Origin of the sequence: Rahnella sp. EDr1-12, assembly GCF_049206505.1 — a bacterium.
Classification (GTDB): domain Bacteria; phylum Pseudomonadota; class Gammaproteobacteria; order Enterobacterales; family Enterobacteriaceae; genus Rahnella; species Rahnella rivi.
In genome coordinates, this window is sequence record NZ_JBLZNY010000002.1 from 193,859 (window position 1) to 220,254 (window position 26,396).

Annotated in this window: 24 protein-coding genes and 2 tRNA genes; 12 read left to right on the forward strand and 14 right to left on the reverse strand. The window is 55.0% G+C overall.

What is annotated here, in order from left to right; translation table 11 throughout:
- The first annotated feature begins 117 nt into the window (after window positions 1-117).
- Window positions 118-1,266, forward strand: coding sequence for a MalY/PatB family protein (locus ACO0U8_RS10415; RefSeq protein WP_421670750.1), 1,149 nt, complete (start codon window positions 118-120; stop codon window positions 1,264-1,266).
- On the opposite strand, the gene ACO0U8_RS10420 is transcribed toward ACO0U8_RS10415, so the two are convergent.
- On the reverse strand, window positions 1,263-1,823 hold the full coding sequence (locus ACO0U8_RS10420) for a VOC family protein (RefSeq protein WP_217203943.1): 561 nt from the start codon (window positions 1,821-1,823) through the stop codon (window positions 1,263-1,265). The genes ACO0U8_RS10415 and ACO0U8_RS10420 overlap by 4 nt on opposite strands.
- 218 nt (window positions 1,824-2,041) lie before the next feature.
- On the opposite strand from ACO0U8_RS10420, the gene argS reads away from it, so the two are divergent.
- Window positions 2,042-3,775 (forward strand): arginine--tRNA ligase, encoded by a 1,734-nt coding sequence (gene argS / locus ACO0U8_RS10425; RefSeq protein WP_056769482.1) that lies wholly within the window; start codon window positions 2,042-2,044, stop codon window positions 3,773-3,775.
- 66 nt (window positions 3,776-3,841) lie between these two features.
- Here argS and murJ read toward each other — a convergent pair whose 3' ends face one another.
- From murJ to rimJ, 4 genes are all read right to left on the reverse strand, one after another.
- Window positions 3,842-5,377, reverse strand: coding sequence for a murein biosynthesis integral membrane protein MurJ (gene murJ / locus ACO0U8_RS10430; RefSeq protein WP_056769481.1), 1,536 nt, complete (start codon window positions 5,375-5,377; stop codon window positions 3,842-3,844).
- 167 nt (window positions 5,378-5,544) lie between these two features.
- Entirely contained in the window at window positions 5,545-6,456 is a 912-nt protein-coding gene (locus ACO0U8_RS10435; protein WP_421670751.1) for a Gfo/Idh/MocA family protein, read from the reverse strand.
- 12 nt (window positions 6,457-6,468) lie between these two features.
- Window positions 6,469-7,122 carry a YceH family protein gene (locus tag ACO0U8_RS10440; protein WP_421670752.1) on the reverse strand — a complete coding sequence of 218 codons (654 nt, stop codon included), beginning with the start codon at window positions 7,120-7,122 and terminating at the stop codon, window positions 6,469-6,471.
- 9 nt (window positions 7,123-7,131) lie between these two features.
- Window positions 7,132-7,719, reverse strand: a complete 588-nt coding sequence (gene rimJ, locus ACO0U8_RS10445; protein WP_056769474.1) for a ribosomal protein S5-alanine N-acetyltransferase — start codon at window positions 7,717-7,719, stop codon at window positions 7,132-7,134.
- A gap of 212 nt (window positions 7,720-7,931) precedes the next feature.
- Here rimJ and mdtH point away from each other — a divergent pair, with 212 nt between their 5' ends.
- From mdtH to ACO0U8_RS10460, 3 genes are all read left to right on the forward strand, one after another.
- Complete coding sequence (gene mdtH, locus ACO0U8_RS10450; protein WP_122094882.1) at window positions 7,932-9,137, forward strand: multidrug efflux MFS transporter MdtH; 1,206 nt, start codon at window positions 7,932-7,934, stop codon at window positions 9,135-9,137.
- 156 nt (window positions 9,138-9,293) lie between these two features.
- A complete protein-coding gene (grxB, locus tag ACO0U8_RS10455; protein ID WP_056769471.1) occupies window positions 9,294-9,941 on the forward strand; it encodes a glutaredoxin 2 in 648 nt (215 codons plus the stop codon).
- 147 nt (window positions 9,942-10,088) lie between these two features.
- Window positions 10,089-10,652, forward strand: a complete 564-nt coding sequence (locus tag ACO0U8_RS10460) for a lipoprotein (RefSeq protein ID WP_056769470.1) — start codon at window positions 10,089-10,091, stop codon at window positions 10,650-10,652.
- A 64-nt stretch (window positions 10,653-10,716) separates the two neighbouring features.
- Here the strand turns inward: ACO0U8_RS10460 and ACO0U8_RS10465 are convergent, their stop codons facing one another.
- From ACO0U8_RS10465 to ACO0U8_RS10480, 4 genes are all read right to left on the reverse strand, one after another.
- Window positions 10,717-11,301: a TorD/DmsD family molecular chaperone gene (locus ACO0U8_RS10465; RefSeq protein WP_122094880.1), complete on the reverse strand. Its 585-nt coding sequence runs from the start codon at window positions 11,299-11,301 to the stop codon at window positions 10,717-10,719.
- A 60-nt stretch (window positions 11,302-11,361) separates the two neighbouring features.
- The gene (locus ACO0U8_RS10470; protein ID WP_421670753.1) at window positions 11,362-12,102 is read right to left on the reverse strand and encodes a phosphatase; all 741 of its coding nucleotides are present in this window, start codon (window positions 12,100-12,102) and stop codon (window positions 11,362-11,364) included.
- A 66-nt stretch (window positions 12,103-12,168) separates the two neighbouring features.
- Entirely contained in the window at window positions 12,169-13,110 is a 942-nt protein-coding gene (ghrA, locus tag ACO0U8_RS10475) for a glyoxylate/hydroxypyruvate reductase GhrA (RefSeq protein WP_421670754.1), read from the reverse strand.
- Between the two features lie 125 nt (window positions 13,111-13,235).
- On the reverse strand, window positions 13,236-14,717 hold the full coding sequence (locus tag ACO0U8_RS10480; protein ID WP_056769461.1) for a peptide MFS transporter: 1,482 nt from the start codon (window positions 14,715-14,717) through the stop codon (window positions 13,236-13,238).
- Window positions 14,718-15,110: 393 nt separating this feature from the next.
- On the opposite strand from ACO0U8_RS10480, the gene ACO0U8_RS10485 reads away from it, so the two are divergent.
- The 3 genes from ACO0U8_RS10485 to ACO0U8_RS10495 all read left to right on the forward strand — a co-directional run bounded on the left by ACO0U8_RS10485 (window position 15,111) and on the right by ACO0U8_RS10495 (window position 15,485).
- Window positions 15,111-15,200 (forward strand) — tRNA-Ser (locus ACO0U8_RS10485).
- Window positions 15,158-15,301 (forward strand): hypothetical protein, encoded by a 144-nt coding sequence (locus ACO0U8_RS10490; protein ID WP_217203949.1) that lies wholly within the window; start codon window positions 15,158-15,160, stop codon window positions 15,299-15,301. Before ACO0U8_RS10485 ends, ACO0U8_RS10490 begins: the two co-directional genes overlap by 43 nt.
- Before the next feature lie 94 nt (window positions 15,302-15,395).
- Window positions 15,396-15,485, forward strand: a tRNA-Ser gene (locus ACO0U8_RS10495).
- 317 nt (window positions 15,486-15,802) lie between these two features.
- Here the strand turns inward: ACO0U8_RS10495 and astE are convergent.
- The 5 genes from astE to ACO0U8_RS10520 are packed head-to-tail and all read right to left on the reverse strand — an operon-like array spanning window position 15,803 to window position 21,955.
- On the reverse strand, window positions 15,803-16,783 hold the full coding sequence (gene astE, locus ACO0U8_RS10500; protein WP_421670755.1) for a succinylglutamate desuccinylase: 981 nt from the start codon (window positions 16,781-16,783) through the stop codon (window positions 15,803-15,805).
- A 20-nt stretch (window positions 16,784-16,803) separates the two neighbouring features.
- Window positions 16,804-18,147 carry an N-succinylarginine dihydrolase gene (gene astB, locus ACO0U8_RS10505; RefSeq protein ID WP_390972452.1) on the reverse strand — a complete coding sequence of 448 codons (1,344 nt, stop codon included), beginning with the start codon at window positions 18,145-18,147 and terminating at the stop codon, window positions 16,804-16,806.
- Between the two features lie 10 nt (window positions 18,148-18,157).
- A complete protein-coding gene (astD, locus tag ACO0U8_RS10510) occupies window positions 18,158-19,636 on the reverse strand; it encodes a succinylglutamate-semialdehyde dehydrogenase (RefSeq protein ID WP_421670756.1) in 1,479 nt (492 codons plus the stop codon).
- Window positions 19,633-20,706 (reverse strand): arginine N-succinyltransferase, encoded by a 1,074-nt coding sequence (gene astA / locus ACO0U8_RS10515; protein WP_390972456.1) that lies wholly within the window; start codon window positions 20,704-20,706, stop codon window positions 19,633-19,635. Before astA ends, astD begins: the two co-directional genes overlap by 4 nt.
- 28 nt (window positions 20,707-20,734) lie before the next feature.
- Window positions 20,735-21,955, reverse strand: coding sequence for an aspartate aminotransferase family protein (locus ACO0U8_RS10520; RefSeq protein WP_056769450.1), 1,221 nt, complete (start codon window positions 21,953-21,955; stop codon window positions 20,735-20,737).
- 239 nt (window positions 21,956-22,194) lie between these two features.
- On the opposite strand from ACO0U8_RS10520, the gene ACO0U8_RS10525 reads away from it, so the two are divergent.
- From ACO0U8_RS10525 to ACO0U8_RS10540, 4 genes are all read left to right on the forward strand, one after another.
- Window positions 22,195-22,449 (forward strand): hypothetical protein, encoded by a 255-nt coding sequence (locus tag ACO0U8_RS10525; RefSeq protein WP_421670757.1) that lies wholly within the window; start codon window positions 22,195-22,197, stop codon window positions 22,447-22,449.
- 281 nt (window positions 22,450-22,730) lie between these two features.
- On the forward strand, window positions 22,731-23,717 hold the full coding sequence (locus tag ACO0U8_RS10530) for an autoinducer 2 ABC transporter substrate-binding protein (RefSeq protein ID WP_056769447.1): 987 nt from the start codon (window positions 22,731-22,733) through the stop codon (window positions 23,715-23,717).
- Between the two features lie 158 nt (window positions 23,718-23,875).
- The gene (locus ACO0U8_RS10535; protein WP_421670758.1) at window positions 23,876-25,414 is read left to right on the forward strand and encodes a sugar ABC transporter ATP-binding protein; all 1,539 of its coding nucleotides are present in this window, start codon (window positions 23,876-23,878) and stop codon (window positions 25,412-25,414) included.
- On the forward strand, window positions 25,407-26,396 hold the full coding sequence (locus ACO0U8_RS10540) for an ABC transporter permease (protein ID WP_056769443.1): 990 nt from the start codon (window positions 25,407-25,409) through the stop codon (window positions 26,394-26,396). The genes ACO0U8_RS10535 and ACO0U8_RS10540 overlap by 8 nt, the downstream gene beginning before the upstream one ends.

Sequence of the window (26,396 nt, forward strand, 5' to 3'; positions counted from 1 at the left end):
TCTCTCCTGAAAACGGCATTATGCTACAACACTTGTTTGTAACCGACCATGTCGCGTAGGCTCTTACAGATGAGCATCCCCGCCCAATTGCTTACTGCTTATTTAGGAAAACTAACTATGACACTCAATTTTGATTTATGGGTAGACCGCAGTCACAGCGATAGCCTTAAGTGGCATAAATACAATAATCAGGATGTCATTCCGCTTTGGGTAGCAGATTCCGATTTTACCGCTCCGCCTCAGGTGATCACCGAATTACAACAACGCGTCGCCGAGGGCGTTTTTGGGTACGGTTTTACCCCACCTGAACTGATTGAACTCGTGGTTCACCGCATGCGCGAGCGCCACAACTGGCACATTAAACCTGAGTGGATTGTCTGGCTGCCGGGCCTTGTTTGTGGTCTGAACGTCGCAGTGCGCGCCAACGTTACTCAGCATCAAACCAGCCTGTTACCCATGCCGATATATCCGCCATTTATACAGGCCGCACAGTCAGAAGGCCGCGGTTACAAAGCCGTACCGGTCATCCAGCAACATCAACGCTGGGTGGCGGACTTCGCCGCAGTTGAAAGCCAGCTTGATGGCAGCGAAAAACTGTTGATGCTGTGCAATCCGTACAATCCGGGCGGCACGGTGTATCGCCGCGAAGAATTGCTGGAGCAGCAGGCGTTCGCACAACGTCACGATCTCGTGGTGTGCTCCGACGAAATACACTGCGACCTGATCCTCGAATCCGGTCTTCAGCACATTCCGTTTGCCTCGCTAAATGACGATGCCGCGCAACGTTCAATTACGCTGCTTGCGCCGTCAAAAACCTTTAATCTTGCCGGGCTGGGCGCCTCAATGGCGATCATCCCGAATACTGAATTACGCCGTAAATTCCTCGAAACCAGCAAAGGCATCGTTCCTCACGTCAACATTCTGGCCTTCATCGCGGCTACCGCTGCTTATCGTGACGGAGATGCGTGGCTTGAGGCGCAACTCGATTATTTACGCGCTAACCGTACGCTTGCGACAACCCGCATCAACGCCATGCCTGGCTTAACCATGCTGGCACCGGAAGGCACCTACCTTGGCTGGATCGACGCAAGCGCATTGCCGGTGGCCGACCCTTACCGCTTCTTTGTTGACGCAGGCGTGGGCTTTACGTCAGGGGCGGAATTTGGTGCCCCTTCTTTCGTTCGCATCAACTTTGCCTGCCAGCGCGCTTTACTTGAAAAGGCACTGGACCGCATGGATGCCGCCCTGCAAGAGCTGACGCGTTAATCCACTTCCCTTTCGCTGGCAACAATCTCGCGCAGGCTGTGCGGGTGAAATTTGATCGTCACAGACCCGTCGGTGATCGCCAGCGTCGGGTTGGCCAGCCGCTCATGTTCACCTTTTGGGGCGCTTTGTTTGAGCTTGATGCCCGGCATTATCAGGGCATCGTCGGCAATCAGCGCCAGCGCACGCGTATACAACCCTTCTTCGTCGCCCGGCAATACAATCTCAATGTGTTCCCAGCCTTCATGCGGATAACGCTTCTCGCCAGGGTAAGGTAATTCTACCAGATCGATGTGCAGCGGCCCGACGGTGAGGGGCTCATCCAGCGTAAACAGGCAGATAGGACGCCCGTTAATCTCTGTCTCGTTAAGCAGTGTGCCGCAGCGGGCCAGCCCGGCACGCCAGCGGTCGGCCGTCGTGTTTTGATGACAGCGCACGGAAATGTGATCGGCGTGAAAATCTGCCAGATTGATCTGCAACTTCGCCGCAAATGCTGTTAACACGCTGACAAAACGCGGTAAATCATCGGCTAAATCCTGTAATTCAGGCACATGTTTCATGGCAGGCATCCTAACTCTTTTCAGTTTGCGAATCTTCAGGGTCGGGTAATTTACACAGGCTTTCATCCGGTTGCCAGAGACACGCCGCAGAATCACGCTTTACTGCGCCACAGACGTGCGCCAATACTGACTCCACAGGCCTGATATGATATAAACACGCATCATTTTCGGTTCATCCGAAACAGAACGGGCAGTTAATCAAAACATAAGGTAATCCGGTGAATATACAGTCACTTCTTTCAGAAAAAGTCAGCCAGGCGCTGATCGCAGCAGGTGCATCTGCCGACAGCGAAGCGCAAGTCCGTCAGTCCGCCAAAGCCCAGTTTGGTGACTATCAGGCTAACGGTGTTATGTCAGTGGCAAAAAAACTCGGCATGCCACCGCGACAACTGGCAGAGAAAGTGGTTGAACTGTTGGATCTGAGCGGCATCGCCAATAAAGTTGAAATCGCCGGGCCGGGTTTCATCAACATTTTCCTCGATCCAGCCTTTGTCGGTGCACACGTCGACAGCGCGCTTACTGACGCCAAACTGGGCGTCGCGCCGGTGGAACCGCAGACTATCGTCATCGACTACTCCGCCCCTAACGTGGCGAAAGAGATGCACGTTGGCCACATCCGCTCCACCATCATTGGTGATGCGGCGGTGCGTACCAACGAATTCCTCGGCCACAAAGTGATCCGCGCTAACCACGTTGGCGACTGGGGCACCCAGTTCGGCATGCTGATTGCTTACCTTGAGAAAGTGCAAAACGAAAATGCCGGTGACATGAACCTGGCTGACCTCGAAGAATTCTACCGCGCGGCAAAGAAAAACTACGACGAAGACGAAGCCTTTGCCGAGCGTGCGCGCGGCTACGTAGTGAAACTGCAGGGCGGCGACGACTACTGCCTGCAGATGTGGCGCAAGCTGGTCGATGTGACCATGAAGCAAAACCAGCTGACCTACAATCGTCTTAACGTCACTCTGACTCAGGACGATGTCATGGGTGAAAGCCTGTATAACAGCATGCTGCCAGGCATTGTTTCTGATCTGCAGGCCAAAGGTCTGGCCGTGGACAGTGAAGGCGCTGTGGTTGTCTATCTTGATGAGTATAAGAATAAAGAAGGCGATCCAATGGGGGTCATCATCCGTAAAAAAGATGGCGGCTACCTTTACACCACCACGGATATCGCCTGTGCCAAGTACCGCTACGAAACGTTGGGCGCCGATCGCGTTCTGTATTACATCGACTCCCGTCAGCATCAGCACCTGATGCAGGCCTGGACTATCGCGCGCAAAGCCGGTTACGTCCCGGATTCCGTCGCACTCGAACACCATATGTTCGGCATGATGCTGGGTAAAGACGGCAAACCGTTCAAAACCCGTTCAGGCGGCACGGTGAAACTGTCCGATCTGCTGGATGAAGCGATCGATCGCGCACGTAAGCTTATTACCGAGAAAAACCCGGAACTGAAAGACGCAGAAGAGCTGGATAAGCTGGTTAACGCTGTCGGTATCGGCGCGATCAAATACGCAGATTTATCGAAAAGTCGTACCACTGACTACATCTTCGACTGGGATAACATGCTGGCGTTCGAGGGTAACACCGCGCCTTATATGCAATATGCGTATACCCGCGTAGCGTCCATCTTTAAACGTGCGGACATCGACGTGAACAGCCTGACTCAGCCGGTTGTGCTGCGCGAAGAACGCGAAGCGGCGCTGGCCACCCGCCTGTTGCAGTTCGAAGAAGTGCTGACCGTTGTTGCCCGCGAAGGTACGCCGCATACCATGTGCGCCTACCTGTACGATGTGGCCGGCCTGTTCTCCAGCTTCTACGAACATTGCCCGATCCTGAACGCAGAAGATGAAACCAGCCGCAACAGCCGCCTGAAGCTGGCACTGCTGACACAGCGCACGCTGAAAACCGGTCTGGATACACTGGGTATCGAAACCGTAGAACGTATGTAATTCGCGGTTTTGTGAGATTAAAAAAGGGCGCTCAGGCGCCCTTTTCTGTTTCTGTCATCCGTGGAATCAATCCAGACGTCGCGCAAATTCCTTCACCCGGAAACCCAGCAGGCCGAGTACGGCGAAATACGCCACCACACCCGCAGCGACCACTGCCGCAAGTCGCACCAGGCGATAAGCCATTCCGCCCACGTCCCAGGCTGGCATCAGCCACATCATGCCGATAAGTGCAGCGGACATCGCAAGCACCGCCACAAACAGCTTAATCAGGAAGACTTTCCAGCCCGGTTGCGGCTGGAAAATATCCTGCTTACGCAATTGCCAGTAAAGCAATGAGGCATTCAGGCATGCGGCCAGACCAATCGACAGCGAAAGCCCTGCGTGTTTCAGCGGGCCGATAAACGCCAGATTCATCACCTGCGTCATCAGCAAGGTAAACATGGCGATTTTCACCGGCGTTTTGATGTCCTGACGGGAATAGAAACCCGGTGCCAGCACTTTTACCACGATTAAACCCATCAGCCCGACGGAGTAGGCGACCAGCGCACGTTGAGTCATCGATGCATCAAACGCACTGAATTTACCGTACTGGAACAGCGCAACGGTCAGCGGTTTCGCCAGAATGCCCAGCGCCACAGAGCTCGGTAACGCCAGCAGGAAACACAGACGCAGGCCCCAGTCCATCAGGCGGTTATATTCGGCATGATTACCACTGGAGAAACTGCGTGCCAGCGAAGGCAGCAGGATAGTGCCCAGCGCCACGCCCAGCACACCGGACGGGAACTCCATCAGGCGATCGGCGTAATACATCCACGAAACTGAACCTGAAACCAGGAATGAAGCAAAAATCGTGTTGATGATCAGTGAAATCTGGCTTACAGAAACGCCCAGAATCGCCGGTCCCATCTGGCGCATTACGCGCCAGACGCCCGCATCTTTCAGGTTCAGGCGCGGGAGTACCAGCATGCCAATTTTCTTGAGGTGCGGAAGCTGGTAACCCAGTTGCAGCACACCACCGGCGACGACCGCCCAGGCCAGCGCCAGCACGGGCGGATGAAAGTACGGGGCGGCAAATAAAGCAAAACCGATCATGCTGACGTTGAGGAACGTCGGCGCAAAAGCCGGAATCGAAAAGCGATTCCAGGTATTAAGGATCGCCCCCGCCAGTGAGGCCAGAGAAATCAACAGGATATAAGGGAACGTAATGCGTAACAGCGAACTGGTCAGCGCAAACTTATCCGGCGAATCAACAAAACCGGGCGCGGTGATGTAAATCACCCACGGCGCGGCGAACATCCCCAGTATCGTCACCACCGCCAGTACCAGCGTCAGTAAACCGGAGACATAGGCGATAAACGTCCTGGTCGCCTCTTCGCCCTGCTGGGTTTTATACTCAGCCAGGATCGGGACAAAAGCCTGAGAGAATGCGCCTTCGGCAAAGATTCGGCGCAGCAGATTGGGAAGTTTAAACGCCACAAAGAAGGCGTCGGTGACCATGCCGGCACCAAAAACGCGTGCCACGATGGCGTCGCGCGCAAAGCCCAATACACGTGAAAACATCGTCATGGAACTGACGGCTGCCAGAGATTTAAGTAGGTTCATGTCATTTTTCTTAATTGCCGGTGGGACTTGTAAATCAACGCGTTAATCATCAAAAACCACCCGCCTGTCTCGAAGATGCGCATAGTCTACGCATCCGCCCTGCAATAGCCACCGGCAGTTGTTATATATTGTAACCATCTGAGCCGGTGCCGTTTTATCGCGACGCGTCAGTTTTCCAGCAGTTTCTCAATGAAGGTCTGGGCATAAATCGCCTGTTCGCCGCTGGTTTCCGGTGCGGTCTGGTTGGTCACACAATCCACAAAGTGTTCAATCGCCCCGACGAATCCGCGCTGCGTCAGCGTGCTTTGCCAGCCCGGCACCGGTGGCTGCGTCAGAACATCTTGCTGTTCTTCGCGCCAGAGCCGCATATCGTCAAGCTGATAGAAAGCCCCGTCGGTCACTGCCTGCACGCTTTCACGCGAAGTTCCAGCGCGGCGGTGCATTGAGGTCGTCACCAGCGTTTCACCGCACAGGAAATGGTGTTCGCCGTAAAGCATTTGGTTGGATTCATTCACCTGAATCAGCCCGCTTTCCAGACTGGCATTGCCGCCCGCCAGCCATAGTGCGGTATCAACCACATGCAGATAATCATCCAGTAAAGTGAAACGCAGATCGTTTGGCCCGACGCTGTCGGTACGATGCTTATCCATGCGCACGGAGGCCGGTTCGCCCATCTGTTGTTTCAGCTGGCGATACAACGGCGCATAGCGGCGGTTAAAGCCCACCATCAATGTTTTACCCGCTTTATGCGCCCGCTCAACCAACTGCTCAGCCTGCGACAGTTCCGCTGCCAGCGGTTTATCGACGTACACATGCACGCCCTGCGCCAGCAATTGCCCGACGACATCGAAATGGCTGGCCGTGCTGCTGTGAACAAACGCCGCGTCACACTGGCTGGCCAGTTCATCAATGCGGGAGAAACAGGCCATGCGGTAACTGTCGCAAATGGCCTGAGCTTTTTGCTGATTGGGAGAAAAGCCCCCCACCAGCGTCCACTTTTCTGCATGGCTCAGTACCGGCAGATACGCTTTTTGCGCGATGCCGCCCAGACCGATAACTCCAATACGCAATTTACTCACAACCCGCTCCTGTTAATCGGCCAGATGTTGCAACACATTTTCCAGACGCTGCTTCAGTTCTGCCACTTCCGCTTCAAGGGTTTCCACACGCGCAGTCAGATCAGCGCTTTCCGGTGCGGCGCTGAACAGAGGTTCTTCAGCAGCGCTGGCAACATTGGTGACTTCGCCGCTGAACAAATGCATATAACGGCTTTCACGTTTACCCGGTTCACGCGCCAGACGCACGCAGAACGGGCCATCTTCGCGGTGGGTCAATTCTGTCAGCGTTTGTTCAACTTCGGCAACGTCAGAAAAATCATGCAGACGATTGGTGCGCGTACGCAGTTCACCCGGCGTTTGTGCGCCGCGCAGCAACAGCGTAGTGACCACGGCCACTTCCTGCGGGGAAAACTTCAGATTGCCAAATTCGGAGTTACAGAAACGATGCTCGTATTTCATGGTGCGTGAACCGCTCAGGGTGCGGATGATGTGCTTTCTCAACAGCAAATCCAGCGTTTGCTGAACGTCGCTTTCGCTAAGCTCCATCACCGGTTCACGGTTGGTCTTCTGGTTGCAGGCCGTGGTTAATCCGTTGAGGGTCATCGGATATTGTTCTGGCGTCGTCAGCTGTTTTTCCAGCAAACAGCCCACCACGCGGGCCTCCCGGGCACTGAGTTCATGTTTCATCTTGCTTCCTTATCGGGACGGGGGTGTCCATTCTCGCCAGGTCAGGGCAGTCAGTACGTGATCCTGCCATTTACCGTCGATCAGCAAATAGTCGCTGGCATAGCCTTCGCGCTCGAAACCAAGACGCTCGAGCAACTGACCGCTGCGTTTATTGTGCGGCATATAGTTGGCCATAATACGGTGCATTTTTTGCTGACGTTGCATATAACGGATCAGCGACTGCAATGCCTCCTGCATCAGTCCCTGCCCCTGCCATTCCTGCCCCAGCGAATAACCGAGAAAACAGGCGTGAAATGAGCCGCGTAATACGTTGCTGAAATTCGCCACGCCCATCACGCGATTTTCGTCAGGATCGAGCAAAATAAAATAGTACGCACTGCCCTGTTTCTGCATTTCGGTAATCAGGCTCAGACGAGCCTGCCACCCGGAGGGATAACAATGACTTTCGTCTCTGACCGGTTCCCAGGGTTTGAGAAACGCCCGGTTCTCCGCATAGTATTCCGCAAGCCGGTGCGCATCACGATCGTGCACCAGGCGCAGAACCATCCGGTCAGTGGTAAGCCGCACCTTAGGCGCGGCAGATTTATAGCCAAACATCCCTTCCCTCCACATCCCGCATGGGTCGATAAATAGAATTTATAGGAAACCATAAAACATGCCTAATTCTGCCAGTCAGAACGCGGCTTGACGATAAAAAAATATTATCTATAGCGCCCTATCTAAATGCCTGTTTCCGGTTCAGACTGGAACGGTCTTTTCTCCTTTCTGTATCTGCCGGACAGGATACAAATAATCGCTCATGGTGAAGCATGTCTCTGGTATCACAAGCTCGGAGCTTGGGTAAGTATTTTCTGTTATTAGACAACGCGCTGGTTATTTTAGGCTTTTTCGTGGTGTTTCCGTTGATCTCGATCCGATTTGTCGATCAACTGGGATGGGCCGCGATGATCGTAGGTCTGGCGCTGGGTGTCCGGCAGTTAACGCAACAGGGATTAGGGATATTCGGCGGTGCCATTGCTGACCGTTTCGGTGCCAAGCCGATGATCATCACAGGCATGTTGTTACGCGCCGCCGGTTTCGCCACCATGGCGATGGCCGACCAGCCGTGGATATTGATTTTCTCCTGCATTCTTTCCGGCCTGGGCGGCACTCTGTTTGATCCGCCCCGCACGGCACTGGTCATCAAACTCACCCGCCCGCATGAGCGCAGCCGCTTTTTCTCGCTGATGATGATGCAGGACAGCGCCGGTGCGGTGATCGGCGCGCTGATCGGCAGCTGGCTGCTGCAATATGATTTCCATTATGTTTGCTGGGCCGGTGCGGCCATCTTCTGTCTGGCCGCGGCCTGTAATGCCTGGCTGCTGCCGGCTTACCGCATTTCCACCATGCGCACCCCGATGCGTGAAGGCATGATGCGCGTGCTGCGCGACCGGCGTTTTCTGTCCTACGTGCTGACGCTGACCGGTTATTACATGCTGACCGTGCAGGTGATGCTGATGCTGCCGATCGCGGTTAATGACGTGGCGGGCAGCCCGGCAGCCGTGAAATGGATGTACGCCATTGAAGCCGTGCTGTCCCTGACCCTGCTCTACCCGATTGCGCGCTGGAGCGAGAAAAGGTTCCGCCTCGAACAACGCCTGATGTTTGGCCTGCTGATCATGACGCTGAGCCTGCTCCCGGTCGGGCTGGTCACCTCAATCAATCCGCTGCTGCTGCTCATCGGCTTTTTCTATATCGGCTCGATCATTGCTGAACCGGCGCGCGAAACCCTCAGCGCGTCGCTGGCCGATTCACGCGCACGCGGCAGTTACATGGGCTTCAGCCGCCTTGGGCTGGCGCTGGGCGGCGTCATCGGTTATACCGGCGGTGGCTGGATGTACGACACCGGGCGCGCTCTCGAACTGCCTGAATTACCGTGGTTTTTACTCGGCGTCGTGGGCTTTATCACCCTCACTGGCCTGTACTGGCAATTCAACCTCCGACGCATTGAGCCAGCCATGCTCAGCGGCGGCTAATCTCTGTGCTTTACACCGCGCTTCCCGGAGCGCGGTTTGATCTCCCCGCCTTAATTACCCATACTGAATCTTATAGTTAGATAAAATCCGAACCTACATCCGGCATTTTCCACGCACCCTACAGGTCACCGCCGGCGAAAACAGGAGCCATGAAATATGAAACTTTACGTTTACGAACATTGCCCTTTCTGCGTAAAAGCACGCATGATTTTCGGTTTGAAGAACATTCCCGTTGAACTCAAAGTTTTGCTGAATGACGACGAGCAGACGCCGATTTCGATGGTGGGCAAGAAGATGGTGCCTATTCTGCAAAAACAGGACGGCAGTTTTATGCCAGAGAGCATGGATATCGTGAATTACATCGATAAAAGTGACGGAAAACCGCTGCTGACCGGCCCGACGAATGCAGCCATTGCCACCTGGCTGCGCCACGTTTCCGAATACACTGGCCGTCTGTTCCTGCCCCGCTTTGCTACCGCGCCACTGGAAGAGTTTTCCACCCCCGAAGCGCGTAAATACTTTTCCGATAAAAAGCAGGCTGCCAGCGGAGATTTTCAGGAGCATCTGAAGCACTCCGACGGATTGATCAAGAAGGTCAGCCAGGATTTACGCGCCCTCGACAAACTGATCGTCGAACCTAACGCCGTGAACGGTGAGCTTTCTGAGGATGACATTCATCTGTGGCCGGTGCTGCGCTCGCTGTCCATTGTTCAGGGTGTTGAATGGCCCTCCCGCGTACAAGCCTACCGCGACAATATGGCGAAGCAGACGCAGGTTAATTTGCTCACCCGCCTCGCAAGCTAACCCGTCATTGAGCCGGAGATCGTTCTCCGGCTTATTTTTACTTTCCATCTGCGCCCTCAGCACTTAGGCTAATCAGCGTTGTCTGATTGGAGCCATGCCGTATTACGGTCATGCTGACAAATAAAGTGTTCATGTAATGAGGGAAGAATGACAAAACGAATTCTCGGTGCCGCATTTTTGCTGTGCGCCACTGTGCTGACCGGGTGTAACCAGCTCACGCAGTACACCATCAGCGAGCAACAGGTGAATGATTACCTGCAAAAGAACAATAACTTCGAGAAGCAACTCGGTGTACCTGGGCTTGTGGATGCGAAAATTGTTCTGACTCATCTCAGCAGCCAGATTGGCCGCGCTGAGCCGGGCGTCGTGACCCTGACCGGTGACGCCAGTGTGGATATTTCCTCACTGTTCGGTCCTCAGAAAGCGGATATGCATCTGACCCTCAAGGCTAATCCTTCGTTCGATCGCGAGAAAAGCGCCATTTTCCTGAAAGATATGCAGGTGGTGGATTACACCATCAAGCCGGAAAAAATGGACAGCGTGATGAAAGGGCTGATGCCGTACCTGAACAATTCGCTGAAAACCTATTTTGATCAGCGTCCGGCCTACGTGCTGAACGGCGATCGCAGTAAAGGTGAAGCGATGGCGAAGAAACTGGCGAAAGGCATTGAAGTGAAACCGGGTGAACTGGTGATCCCTTTCACTGAATAATCATCGTCCGTAAAAAAGCCCGGCGCATTTTCATGGCCGGGCTTTTGTCATTTCAGGGGACGATTTACTGATCGTCTTCCTCGTCATCTTCCAGATCGTCTGGCAGCTGTTCTTCCAGTTCGTCGCGCATCGCCTGCAAGGCTTCACGGCTGATTTCTGATAATGTGCGGTAGAAACCGCTGGTGGCATGCGCTTCCACTTTACCGAGGAACTTGCCACACCACGGGAACAGGAATTCATCAAACAGCGTGATTTGCGCGCTGACTTCATCTTCCTTCGACTGATCTTCCAGCCATGACGCCGCCAGCAGCATTGCGCCGAAATGGTCGGCAGGCCCCTCGCCCAGCGGCATTCCGCGCTGTTGCAGGAAAGTGCGCACATCCATTTCATTCGCGCCTTCCACATAATCACTGCGGAAAGGCGAAACGGCGCATTCTGAACCGACAAACAGATGATTAAATTCAGCCGCCAGCGTTTCAGGGTTGGCGCTTTCCTGTAAACGTATCAGCAGCGCATTTTGTTCCAGCGGCCAGTGCTCACGCAGTTTTCCGTCCTGAATCAGGCCAAAAAGTGGAACCAGTAACGGATCCTGCGGCTGGCGGTAAAACAGCGTACCGAGTACGCGGCAAACAATAGAAAACTCATTCATAACAGTAACCTGATCAGACAATGAAAAGGGCTAAACCCCTGCGATTTGGCGGCGACAATGTCACAGTTCGCTGAGTTCTGCAATTGGCGCACGGCCACGCTTCTCCAGAAAATCCAGGAAACGGCGCGGGCTGACGTTCAGAATACGGTCTTCAGGGAAATCCACTTCACGCAGAATTCGCTCGCAATGTTCAAATCCGCCGAGTGAATAGGCGATATGCGAATCCGACCCCAGCGCCAGCCAGCCACCGGCTTCTTTCACCGCCAGCGCAATGGCGCGGCAATTAGGCTCGCTGCCCACGCGGGAGTGAATAAACGACGAATTATTCAGCTCCAGCGCCACGTCATATTTCGCGGCAGCCGCGGCGACGGCCGGAATGTCTATCGGGTATTTCGGGTTACCGGGATGCGAAATAATATGCACGTCTCCGCCTGCCATCGCGGCAATCATGGCCGCAGTGTGGGTTTCTTTATCGACAGGTTGCATCACCGGCTCGTGGAAACCGGCAATGATCACGTCGATCTCGCTGAGCATCGGGCCGGTACAGTCGATATCGCCATGAATATTTTTAATATTTGATTCGATACCGCGCAGGATGCCAACGCCGTTCACCAGACGCGGCCAGACCCGCATATTCATAAAGTGCCAGTAGTGCGGCGCATCGGCCATATCAGGGCCATGATCGGTAATGGCAAACAGCTTAATGCCCTTTTCCGCTGCTTCATCAATGTAATCATGCAGCGTGCTGTAAGCATGCGTGCTGGCCACAGTATGCATATGTAAATCGACCGGGTACGGCATGTACTCTCCTTGAGAATGTTCCGCTGTGGCTAAATGACCACAGCTTTAATCATGTTAGCAGACTCGTCAGTAACCTCGCGCAAGATCGACACGTCCTTCCGGTTCACGCCCCGCCTCTATCGCCAGAATATTATTCACAATGCTGTCCATCGCCTCTTCCGGCAGCGTGTCCGCCGCCACGTGCGGCGTGATGCTCACGCGCGGATGCGTCCAGAACGGATGCATAGCCGGTAACGGTTCTTCGACAAAGACGTCAAGCGTGGCGGCGGCAATCTGCCCGCTGTCGAGCGCGCGCAGTAAATCGCCTTCCACCAGATGTCCGCCACGGCCGAGGTTAATCAGGTAAGCATTATGATGTAAATATGTGAACAGTTGATGATCGAGAATACCGGCGGTGTGCGGCGTATTGGGCAACAGATTGATCAGCACTTTGCAACCGGTGGCAAATGCCTCCAGCTGGTCGTCGCCGAAGAAACTCTGCACGCCTTCCTGCGACTTGGCACTGCGGCTCCAGCTGCGCACGGTAAATTTCATGCCGGCCAGCGTTTTCGCCACGCTGCTGCCGAGCACGCCGGCGCCGAGAATACCGACGGTAAAATCACTGCGTGAATGCGGCGCAAGAGGTCGCCACTGTTTTTGTTGCTGGAAAAGCTGATATTCATCCATCCGGCGGAAATAGCGCAGCACACTCGCCAGCGCATACTCCTGCATCTGCAACGCCATGCCGGTGTCTTCGAGGCGGATCAGCGGCACACCGGCGGGCAGAGTGCCGGGCTGACGCGCTTCCTGGGTGAGAATGGCATCGACCCCCGCGCCCAGCGCGAAAATGCCTTTAAGCTGCGTTCGCGGCGCCAGCATGGCATGAGGCGGACGCCAAACCAGCGCGTAATCTGCCGGTTCGTCATCAGCCGCATTCCATACGCGGACGTTGGCCTGCGGTAATCTTTTGGTTATTCCGTCAATCCAGGGTTTGGCATCAAATGTAGGGTGGTAAAAAATTATGTTCATCTTTGTGACCTCCGGTGTGCTGATAGATTTCCCTGAATATCATCGGGATGCAACCCTGAGACCGAAAAAAGAACAGGCCCCGAAAATCGGAGCCTGTGAAATAAATGATTGATGAGATAAAAAACTCAGGCAGCAGCAGGCTCACGGCTGATCAACCGGCGCAGCAGCGGGATCAACACCAGCAGTACCACACCGGTCGCGACAGAACCCCAGCCCAGCGCGTTGAACACCTGGCTGTAACCCGGATTGGTGACTAACGGCGTGCTGCCCGCATTTTGCGGCATCAGCCCGGAGATATAACTCGCCAGTACCGAGGCCACGCCGGTGACCATCATCCAGCAGCCCATCATCACACCCTGATAGCGCGCCGGAGCCAGTTTACCGATCATGGCGTAACCTATCGGCGAAATCAGCAGCTCACCGATACTTTGCAGCAGGTAGCTGATGGCAATCCATTTGAACGCCACCAGCCCGTCGCCGCCTGCCAGATGAATACCAAACGGCAGCACCAGCATACCCAGCCCCATGCAGAACAGGGAGGCGGAGAACTGCGTCGGGATATCAATGTTCCAGCCGCGCTGACGCAAGTTTTTAAACCACAGCGCCATCAGCGGCCCGCCAATCACAATCACCAGCGTATTGATGTTCTGGATCCATTGCGGTGCCACACGAATGCCGTACACGTTCAGATCAATATTGTGCTCAGAGAACAGCATCAGGCCCATCGGCGCCAGCTGATAGAGCGTCCAGAACACCAGCGAACCTAGCGCCAGCAGCAGATAAGCTTTCATCCGGCGGCGTTCGTCAGTATCACGATGACGGAACGTCACCAGCGCCATCAGTGCAAAAATAATCACGCCCAGCACCACCACGAAATAACTGCTGAACTCGGCGTGGGTCAGCAGCATACGGATAACCGGCACCAGCACGATCAGAATGGCGATACCGACCGCCATCCGGCGTAACATCTGGCTGCGGCTGGCCTCTTTCAGCGGTGTGCTGATATCAGCCAGAATCGACCAGCGGGACAGCGTCACGACGATCGCCGCAACATTTCCCAGTGTGGCGAACAGGAACAGCGCACGGTAGTTTTCGCTCAGCTGGAAATACCCGGCCACGGCAAAGCCGATGAAGAAACCGAGGTTCATCCCGGCGTAGTTCCACAGGAAAGCCGACTCGCGGCGATCGTCGTCCGGCGCAAACCGCTGCGTCAGCATCATGTTCAGGCAGGTGACGTTCAGTCCGCTGCCGGTGAGGAACATCGCCAGCCCCCAGTAAAGGCCGGTCACGCCTTCAAGTGCAATCAGCGCGCAGCCAAATACCTGCAACACCATGCCCAGCACAAACAGGTTACGGTTGCTGAGATAGCGCCCGCCAAGATAGCCGCCGAACATATGCAGACCGTAGTTGAACGCGCCAAACACGCCCATAATGGCGTTAGCATTATCTTCACTAAAGCCGAGTTTTTTCGTGGCATACAGCACCAGCGTGGAATACAGCACGGCGAAGCCGAGCGTCGCAAAGGTCTGAACGAAGAATAAAGTGCCTGCACCCGCGGGTATCGCGGGCCGGTGTTGCGACGTGGTCGCGTTGTTTGGCTGACTCAAGAATAACCCCTGTCCCGGTTTATGAAATAACGCTGCTTCGTCTGACGACTTGTACAGTTCTTATAGGAAGCAATTTTTCGAAGGGCAATGTTATACCGCCACGACTGGCGCTTTTCACAACATATGTTGCTATTTGAGCGTAACAAAACGTGTTTGCGGGTTAATCACACACTTATGCGGTTTACTCATTATTGACTCTGCGAGATTAGAAAAATTAATCTCCTGCGCAGCGCCCTCACGGTTGTTCAGGCTTAACGCGTTATTTGCTCTGTAAATCATCAAATTGCTCTAAGTTTGGCTAATCGGCACGGAACCTGCAAAAGAATGTTGACGATGAAGCGACTTTTCCCTACATTAGCGCCGGTCAGCAGCACTGCGGTGCAACTGACAGCTGGAGAGGTGTCTGAGTGGCTGAAGGAGCACGCCTGGAAAGTGTGTATATGAGCAATCGTATCGAGGGTTCGAACCCCTCTCTCTCCACCACATTAAACGGAAAAGGTTCTGATGAAAATCAGGACCTTTTTTGTTTTGGGCGCTCTAAAAATCCGGCTGCCCGTGAAATATTCCCGCTGAACAGACTCTGAGCGCCTGACACAAAACGCCGAAAATTTTCTTGACCCCTCGCGGCTGTCTCCCTATAGTAGCGCCCCGTTGCAACGCTCGCGCTGTAACGAACACGGTGAGGTGTCTGAGTGGCTGAAGGAGCACGCCTGGAAAGTGTGTATACGAGAAATCGTATCGAGGGTTCGAACCCCTCTCTCACCGCCAAATTAAAGAAAAGGGTCCTGATGAAAATCAGGACCCTTTTCTTTTGGTGTGCAATTCTAACGCGCCAAATTTCATGATTTTCATCCATGAAAAAGGCGGGTGTCCCCCGCCTTATTGAGATCAGTTTCTTTCAGAACCCATCGTATTCGTCATAAATCATGTTCATATGATCCTCCCTGAACCGTTTAATTACATCTTCGCGTAACAAAAACATGCAATGAATTCAACGCCATGCCGAATTCGATGAACACAAATTACTCATAAGAGCGCCATCTTGCAATACTGTATGAACAAATCAGGAAGACGTCTCGCAAAAATCACATCTTCACCAGCATCAGCCCTGCCCTTAATCCCAGTGCAACATTCGGGTTTGGGAACAGCACCGCTTCTTCGTCTGCTTCCACTTTATAGATCCTGCCGTTTTCCTGTGCAAGGACAAAACCCTGGCTGAACACGGTGAAATTCACAGCATCAGTCGGGACAAACAGCTGGAAATCTTCTTTTGAGCGGATCACGTCCTGCACCACGCGGTAATGCACCAGCGGCGCGGTGGCGTCACGGGCGGGTAAGGGTTCGCCGCTGACCAGCGTTTCAAGCGCGCGGCGGATGCCGGTGAACTGCGCATGATCGTTACTGCCAAACGGCAGCGCCTTACCCAGCTCCAGCGTGCAGCTGTCTGCCTGAAAAACGTCGCTGCTGAAATGGGTAAAGGTGCCGCCCGGTGAGCGATGATGCACCAGGGCGTCCAGCCCGGCAGCGTTGAGCCATTCGAGCATAGACTCCGCGGGTGGCCGCGCCTGAAAAGGCAGCAAGCCGAAACGCACATGCCGGGATCCGCGGATCGCCGTGTGCAAGTCATAATGCAACCGCTGCGTGGCTCCGGCGGCGGAGGCGCTGCGGTAGAACAGCGCCATCACCTGCTCCAGCTCCTGCGCGCGGCGGGTTTCATCGTTGGGTTTATAACGGGCGTGACGGCCACCAAACATGCGGTTCATGTCGGTATCCACATAACGTTTTTTGATGCGCATTGACGGCGGATTACCCAGCAACACCAGCAGCCGGGTTCGCAGCAGCCTTTCGCCCGACAACAGCTCGCTGACCAGCTGGCTGAGCAGCTCGATGGGCGCGGTTTCGTTACCGTGAACGCCCGCAGAAATCACCGCCGCCGTCTCACAAGGCTGGCGCGGTGAAAGCTCGAGGATCCCCTCGCCGCGCCACTGCCAGTCCAGCGTTTCCGTTTGTCCCGAAGGCTCAGACACCGGCTCGCCGGAAAGCGTCACCGCCAGAAAATCAAACATCTGTTCACTCCTGTGATGGCTCAGCGCTGGAACGGATAAATCGGCCCCAGACCGAGAATATTGGTCAGTTCATCAAGCGCGGTGCGCACTTCGGTAAGCAGTTGCGGATCGGCCAGATCTTTGGCCTGCATCCGGTCACGGTAATGTTTATCGACCCAGGTATTCAGGCTGATAAACTGCGTGTCGCTCATCAGGGAGCCCACATTGACCGCGTTCAGTTCATTGCGATTAAGTGCCACGCGCAGACGCAAACAGGCTGGTCCGCCGCCGTTACGCATGCTTTCGCGCAGATCAAACACTTCAATCTGATTCACCGGCCCGCCGCTTTCGATCAGCGCCGATAAATAAGACCAGACCCCCACATGCTGACGAGACTCTTCCGGTACCACCAGCAGCATTTTGCCGTCGGATTTGGTCAGTAACTGGCTGTTAAACAGGTATGTCGCGACCGCATCGTCAAGAGACACTTTTGACTGCGGCACTTCAATGGGCTGGAAATCCAGATCCAGCGCGGCCATTTTGCGACGAATTTCCTCCAGTGCGACGGCAGAATTCACAAACGCCTGTTCGTGATGGAAAAGCACGTTGCCGTTGCTGACAGAAATGACGTCGTTATGAAACACACCGCTGTCGATGGCCTGCGGGTTTTGCTGAACAAACACCGTGCGTTGCGCATCCAGCTGATGCAGACGTGCCACCGCGTCACTGGCTAAGCGGGTCTGACGCGCAGGATAGCGCACCGGTTCGTTTTCGCCGGTGACCAGCCCGTCACGTCCGTACACAAACACCTGCACGCCGGGCTTGTCATATTCGCCGCACAACCGGTTATGGTTGGCCGCCCCTTCATCACCCAGCGCGCCCACCTGCGGCAGCGCCCCGTGATGGGCAAAATAGCGGTCAGCATGAAAGGTCGCACGCAAAATGGCCGATGTGGTGTCGGCTTCGATCGCGCGATGAAATTTATTGTTCAGATTCGCCACCGTGAAATGCACACGGCCATCGGCACTGTCGGCTGAAGGCGACACCGTGGCGGCGTTCGCCACCCACATAGCCGATGCCGAGCTCAGTGACGACAGCAGACGCGGCGAGTACGCCTGCGCTTTGGTCAGCACTTCACGGTCGCTGCCGCCAAATCCCATCTGCCGTAAGGTACTCAGATGCGGGCGTTCATGCGGCGGCAAAATGCCCTGCGCAAAGCCCAGATCGGCGAGCGCTTTCATTTTCAGCAGACCCTGTTTGGCCGCCAGACGCGGGTTCGCCACCGCGTTCTGATTTTTAGTTGAGGCTTCGTTGCCAAACGACAGCCCCGCATAATGGTGCGTCGGCCCGACTAAACCGTCGAAATTTGCTTCACATCCAGACATGCCTGTCTCCTCAGGTTGTGCGGAAATCAATACCCGGCGACAGCGTCGCGGGGAGTTCCAGCGTGTCTGTTTCCAGCGAGGCCATTGGCCACGCGCAATAATCCGCTGCGTAATACGCGCTCGGACGATGATTCCCCGACGCGCCGATCCCGCCAAATGGCGCATTACTCGACGCGCCGGTGAGCGGTTTGTTCCAGTTCACAATTCCCGCCCGTGCTTCCAATAATAGCTGCTCAAACCGATCGCGCCCGGCGGAGATTAATCCGGTCGCCAGCCCGAAGCGGGTCTGATTCGCCAGGGCAATGGCGCTGTCAAAATCGCTGTAGCGGTAAATACTCAGCAACGGCCCGAAGTATTCTTCATCAGGCACCCCCGCCACGCCGGTCAGATCGATAATCCCTGGCGTCAGCACGGTATTAAGAGGATCAGGGCGGGTCAGCAGCAGCAGCGGTTTGCCGCCCAGCGCCAGTAATTCGTCCTGCGCTTTCAGCATATTGCGTGCGGCTGCGTCAGAAATCACCCCGCCCATAAACGGCTGGGGCTCATCATTCCAGCCGCCGATGCGCAGCTGCAGGGTCACCTCCAGCAGGCGCGCGATAAACGCATCGCCTGCCGCGCCCTCTTTCACCAGCAAACGACGCGCGCACGTGCAGCGCTGCCCGGCAGAAATAAACGCCGACTGAATGGTCAGGTTAACTGCCGCATCAATGTCTTCCACCGGCTCAACGATCAGCGCGTTATTACCGCCCATTTCCAGCGCCAGAATCTTTTCAGGCTGACCGGCCAGCTGACGGTGCAACTGATAACCGGTTCCCGCGCTGCCGGTAAACAGCAACCCGTCGATATCTGCGCAGGCCGCCAGCGCTTCACCGGTGCTGCGCCCGCCCTGTACCAGATTCAACACGCCGTCGGGCAAACCGGCCTGTTGCCATAACTTCACGGTTTCTTCCGCCGTTTTAGGCGTCAGTTCACTCGGTTTGAAAATCACGGTATTGCCCGCCAGCAATGCCGGAACGATATGGCCGTTGGGCAGATGACCGGGGAAATTATACGGGCCGAACACCGCCAGCACGCCGTGCGGACGGTGGCGCAGCACCGCTTCGCCGTCCGGCATCGCGGTATGTTTTTCACCGGTACGCTGCTGGTTGGCTTCCAGCGAAATCGCCACTTTGCCGATCATGGCCTGAATTTCGGTCAGCGTTTCCCAGCGCGGTTTGCTGGTTTCCTGGCTGATGATTTCCGCCAGCCGGGTTTTATGCTCCGTCAGTAAACCGGCAAAACGCTGAATAACCTCCGCGCGTTCTGCCACGGTTTTGCGCGCCCAGGCGGGAAATGCCGTGCGGGCAGCCCGGCAGGCCATATTAACATCTTCCGCGTCAGCGCTCAGCGCCGACCACAGCAGGGTATTGTCCGCCGGATTGATTTTGTTCAGCTGCGCGCCCTGTCCGCTGCGCCACTGGCCCTGAATAAAGAGTGCGGGTTGCATCATGCGAGAGTTTCCTTTTTGAGAGGTTGCGTGGGAGCGTTCAGGTTGCTGCCGGGAAACAGCGCCACGGCGCGCATCATGTCGCCCTCACGCAGCCCGAGAATGTCAGCTTCGGCTGAACTGAGCGTCAGGGACTGCGGCGATTCTTCGCCCGCAATCAGCAGCGCCCGGAAGTTCTGATACTGCTCATTGGCCACCAGATACAGCGGCTCATCATCGCCGTCCCGGTGGTCTGCCAGGCGAACCGGCCACAGACGGCTCTCTTTCACCGCGCGCAGCTGGTCAATTTCACCTTCCAGCGTCGGGCCGGCATCGAAAATATCCACATAGCCCTGATAACTCAGCCCTTCGCCTTCCAGCACCGCACGCGCCGGGGCGGTATGCGGATGCACTTCGCCGATCACCTCACGGGCTTCGTGGCTGAGCAGGTCGGTATATAAAGGATGTTTGGGCATCAGCTCGGCGATAAAGGATTTCTGCCCCATGCCGGTCAGGCGGTCGGCTTCGGCGAATTCCATCCCGAAGAAGTGCCGCCCGACGCTGTCCCAGAACGGCGAATGGCCGCTGTCGTCAGAAACACCGCGCATTTCGGCGATCACCTTGCGGGAGAAATATTCACGAAACGCGGCCAGAAACAGAAAACGGACTTTCGCCAGCAGCTGACCGTTCTTGCCATTGCGATAATCGGGATCGAGAAACAGCGTGCAAAGCTCGGTATACCCGGTGTGATCGTTGCTGAGAAACAGCGTCGGCACCGGCTTATAAATATTCAGACTTTTGGAGGCGTGCACCAGCGTGCCGAGGCGGAAGTTGTACCACGGCTCGCTCAGGCCCACCGCCACTTCGATGGCGCTTACCCCCACCACTTTCGGCTGTTCTGTGTCTTCGAGCACAAACAGATAGCCCTGATCGGGTTTATCCAGACGGCCTTCCCAGGTCGCCACTGAACGCTCAATGCGCGCACGCAACTGCGCCTCATCCTTGGGCAAAGACGTTAAACCGATGCCGGTTTTGCCTGACAACTGCAGAATATCGGCGAGATCGCCGGGCCGCACAGGTCGAATCAACATCATGATGCTCTACCTCATTTATCCCAAAGAATCACGCGCACAGGCGCGCAACGGCACGCTCAAGGCGGTTCAGCCCTTCTTCAATATCAGCCCCCGGTATGATCAGGGACGGCGCGAAGCGCAGTACATTCGGCCCGGCAATCAGCGCAATCAATCCCTCTTCTGCGGCCAGCGTGTTCAGCTGTTTGGCCTGATCCTGATAACGCTCGCTCATCACGGCGCCGATCAGCAGGCCCTGCCCGCGCACTTCGCTGAATACCTGATATTGCTCATTGATGCGTTTCAGACCATCGGCAAACCACTGATGGCGCTTGTGCACGCCTGCCAGCACGTCCGGCGTATTGATCATCTCAAACACTTTGCCAGCCACCGCCGTTGCCAGCGGGTTGCCGCCGTAAGTGGTGCCGTGCGTGCCCGGCTGGAACAGCACAGCGTAGCGGTCAGTGGTCAGCATTGCGCCAATAGGGAAACCGCCGCCCAGCGCTTTGGCGCTGGTCAGAATGTCCGGCACCACGCCGTAATGCTGATACGCATACAGTTCGCCGGTGCGCCCGACGCCGGTCTGCACTTCATCAAAAATCAGTACGGCCTGATGCCTGTCGCACAACTCACGCAGGCCTTGCAGGAATTCAGCCTGCGCGGGCACCACGCCGCCTTCGCCCTGGATCGGCTCGACAATCACCGCGCAGGTACGGGAAGAAATCTGGCTGGCGACCGCGGCCAGATCGTTGAACGGCAGATGGGTAATCGCCTGCGGTAACGGCGCAAAATCTTCCGAGTATTTCGGCTGACCGCCGGTGGTAACGGTAAACAACGTGCGCCCGTGAAATGCGTTTTTGAAGGCGATGATTTCATTCTTTTCGCCGCCGGCTTTGTTGCCGTAAAGGCGCGCCAGTTTGAGCGCCGCTTCGTTGGCTTCCGCCCCCGAGTTACAGAAAAACACCTTGTCGGCAAAGGTGGCGTCGATCAGTTGTTTCGCCAGACGCAATACCGGTTCGTTGGTATAGCCATTGCCCAGGTGCCAGACTTTATCCGCCTGCTCAAGCAGCGTTTTACGAATTTCCGGATGTGCATGACCCAGTGCATTCACGGCAATGCCGCCCGCAAAATCGACATAATCTTTGCCCGCCTGATCCCACAGCCAGGATCCTTCGCCGCGCACCGGAATAAACGCGGCAGGGGCATACACCGGCACCATCCAGTCATCAAAGTTCTGGCGGCTGACGTTTTGTGGCTGCTGTTGGTGTTCCATATAAACCTCTTAATGTAAGGCCAGTGACTGGCTGAATTCAGGGTGCAGGAGCCCGCCCCCCATACCGGCAGGATTTCTGGTTATTGGTTTGTTATTTAAAAGTTAATAAATAATCTCACTCAGTCACATCATAGAGTGCAGGCTTCGTGCCAGCAAAGGATAAAAGTGAATAAAAAGAATCAGCACCAGAAAAAACAATCACTTAAACGCGACCGTTATTCACTTTAAATGCATAAAAAATGAATAAACAAAAAAATCCCCTTTCGCAGCAACGAGGGGCAAAGAATGAGTATGCAGGGAAATATTTTGATTTTTTGCGCAATGTTTTCGTCAGGATTGTGATCCGGCGCGTATCACCTGTGCTGTCGCGCAGTGCATTGCCAGAAAATGGGGCAGGCGCGCACGGTTTTGGCGCATCCGCTGCCGTGACCCTGTTCACACTCTGCGCAAATAAAAAAAAACACAGACGCATCCTTTCTGAAAAGCCCCCGTGAGGTGCTTCATATGTATTTAATTTGTTAATAAATTGATTTCTTTTTGTTTCATTGTTATCGGTAACACCTGCCATAGCGCGCACGCATGAACCTGGTGATAGATTTAATTAACCAATATTTTACATATAAAGTTATTTGATTTAACAATTAAGGGCTTTGATCACATTCTGTTTACGAGCGAGAGAAAACGGCTTTCCCGTTAAGTTAATCTCTGAGTGTGGAATAAATAACCACTGCCCGTTCCCTACACCAGAACAGAACATCATAAGAAAGGTACAGACATGAAATTTAACCTCGCATTAGTCAATGCATGTGTGGTTTCAGCATGCATGTTATTCACGACACCGACATTCGCCGCCAAGCCTTACGACATCGCCGTGGTCGCCAAAGTCACCGGCATTCCCTGGTTCACCCGCATGGAAGTCGGCGTAAAAGAAGCCGCGCAAAAACTGAATGTGAATGCCTATCAGGTCGGCGGTTCAACGCCTGATCCGGCACAGCAGGTTAAAGTGATTGAAGATCTGATCGCCAAAAAAGTGGACGCCATTATCGTGGTGCCCAACGACGCGAAAGTGCTGGAGCCGGTGCTGAAAAAAGCCCGCGATCAGGGCATCGTGGTATTAACCCATGAATCGCCGGATCAGCAAATTGGTCAGTGGGATATCGAAACCATCGACAGCCAGAAATATGCCGAAGCCAATATGGATGAGCTGGCGAAAGACATGGGCGGAAAAGGCGGATACGCCATTTATGTCGGTTCCCTGACCGTGCCATTGCATAACGCCTGGGCAGACGCCGCCATTAAATATCAGAAAGAAAAATATCCCGATATGCATGAAGTCACCTCACGCCTGCCGGTGGCCGAAAACATCGATAAGTCTTACTCCACCACGCTGGATCTCATGAAAACCTATCCTGATCTGAAAGGGATTATCGGTTTCGGTTCCCTCGGCCCGATCGGTGCCGGTCAGGCCGTTCAGCAGAAACGTGCGAAAAACAAACTCGCGGTAGTGGGTATCGCCATGCCCGCTCAGGCTGCGCCATACCTGATGCGCGGTGATATCAAGAAAGTCCTGTTGTGGGATCCGAAAGATGCCGGTTACGCCTTAGTGACCGTCGCCGACCAGTTGTTACAGGGTAAAGAAGTCACCAAAGACCTGAGCATCGAAGGGTTGGGCAAAGCGGATGTGGATATGGATAAACACGTGATCCGCTTTAATAAAATTCTGGAAGTCACGCCAGAGAATGCAAAATCACTCGGCTTCTGATCTAGCTTTTTAATTCTTTAATTTACCGGAGACATATTTATCTCCAGCGCCACACCAGGCAAATAGAAACAGATACGGCGTTGTGTGCTGTGCCGTATCTGAATTTCTAATCAGACATTGAATACTTATTCTAAATAGAACGTTGTAAGGATAATGTGATGAACACTCTCACTCCGTCGTCCGGTTCGCGCACGTCCCCTGCCCCTGCTGAGGCTTTTATCAGCCTCGAAAAAATCAGTAAAAAATTCCCCGGCGTTTTAGCGCTGGATAATGTCAGCCTGACGCTGAATAAGGGCGAAGTGCACTGTCTCGCCGGTCAGAATGGCTGCGGTAAAAGCACCATTATTAAAATCATTTCCGGCGTCTATCAGCCGGAAAAAGGCGCGGCAATCACGCTCGATGGAAAACTTTTTCATAGCCTGACGCCGCAACTTTCTTCTTATTACGGCATTCAGGTTATTTATCAGGATCTCTCTTTATTTCCGAATTTATCGGTTGCCGAAAATATTGCCATCCACCGTTATTTACCGGGCGGCGATTTTTGGGTACATCGCGAGGCAATGCGCAAAAAAGCTGTGGCCGCTATGCAACGGGTCGGAATTTCTCTGGATCCGGATCGTAAAGTCGAAAAGCTGTCGATCGCCGACCGTCAGTTAGTGGCAATATGCCGCGCAATCGCCGCTGACGCCAGCCTGGTGATCATGGATGAACCCACCGCGTCACTGACCCGCACCGAAGTGAACGGCCTGCTGCGGGTGGTGAATGAGCTGAAAGCCGCGGGTATCTGCGTGGTGTTCGTCAGCCACCGCCTTGATGAAGTGATGGAAGTCGCCGACCGTATCAGCGTGATGCGCGACGGCAAACTGGTGGGCACCTATCCGGCCAGTGAACTCGACAGCAATGAGCTGGCGTTCCTGATGACCGGACAGCGTTTTACCTACAGTCACCTGCCACACCGCGCACCGGCCAACGTCACGCCGCTGCTGGAAGTCAGCCACCTGAGCCGCAAAGGCCAGTATCAGGATATTTCGCTGTCGCTGCGCCAGGGCGAAATCACCTCGATTATCGGCCTGCTGGGTTCAGGGCGTACTGAACTCTGTATGAGCTTATTCGGCATGAGCCAGCCGGACAGCGGCGAAATCCGCGTTAACGGCAAGGCGGTGAAATTTCACAGCAACCGCGACGCCATCCGTCACGGTATCGCTTACGTTTCGGAAGACCGTCTTACGCAGGGGCTGATCATGGAGCAATCCATTTACGACAACACACTGGTGTCGATTTTCGACAAGCTGCACACCGCCACCGGGCTGATGGATCACCGCAAAGCGGCGTCAGTGGTGAAAGACCTGATCCGTGACCTGAACATCAAAGTCTCCGACAGCGGCCTGCCGGTGAAAACGCTTTCCGGCGGCAATGCGCAGCGTATCGCCATCGCCAAATGGGTGGCGACGCAGCCGCATATTCTGATCCTCGATTCGCCGACCGTCGGCGTGGATATCGCCAATAAAGAAGGCATTTACCGTATTGCCCGTGACCTGGCGGAATCCGGCATGGCGGTACTGATGATTTGCGATGAAATTCCGGAAGCTTATTACAACAGTCACCGGGTGCTGGTAATGCGTAAAGGCGAACTGGTGGCGGAATTCGCCCCGCACCAGAGCAGCGAAGCGCAGATTGCGGAGGCGATCAATGGATAACAACGCACTGTCGAAACTGTTCTCCCGGCACGAATTCTGGCTGGGATTACTGGTCCTGCTGCTGGTCATCGGCCTGAGCCTCAGCACCAGTGAATTTATGACGCTCGGCAACCTGACCGACGTTGCCACCAGTTACGCCATTCTTGGCATTCTGGCCTGCGGCCTGTTTGTGGTGCTGATTGCGGGGGGCATCGACATCTCCTTCCCGGCGGTGACGTCCATCGGTCAGTACGTGATGGCGAGTTACATCCTCCATCACGGCGGCAGTTTTCCGCTGGCGTTTGCCATGTCGATGGGCACCGGTTTGCTGCTCGGGCTGGTCAATGGATTTCTGGTGTACTGGCTGCGCGTGCCGGCCATCATCATTACCATTGCCACGCTGAATCTGTTCTACGGGTTGCTGGTGTACCTGACCAACGGCACCTGGCTGTACGGCTTCCCCGACTGGTTTATGAATGGCATTAACTGGTTCTCCTTTACCGCCGCGGACGGCTACGACTATGGCCTGACGCTGCCGTTACTCAGCCTGCTCGGGGTGATTATCGCCACCGGTGTGCTGATGAACCGCACCCGCGTCGGACGGCAGATTTACGCCATGGGCAGCAACCGTGACGCCGCGTCGCGCCTTGGTCTGAACATTCTGCGGCTGCATTTTTACGTCTACGGCTTTATGGGATTACTGGCGGGTATTGCTGCGGTGGTTCAGGCGCAAATCACTCAGTCCGTCGCACCGAATTCCCTGCTCGGCTATGAGCTGACGGTGCTGGCGGCGGTGGTGTTAGGCGGCACCAGCATGACCGGCGGGCGCGGTTCGCTCACCGGCACCATTCTGGGTGTCATGCTGCTGGCCTTCCTGCAAAATGGCCTGACGCTGCTGAGTATCTCGTCTTACTGGCATCAGGTGTTCAGCGGCCTGATCATTCTGATCAGCATCAGCAGCACGGCGTGGAATGAAAAACGCAAACTGGCAAAGGGGATGTGA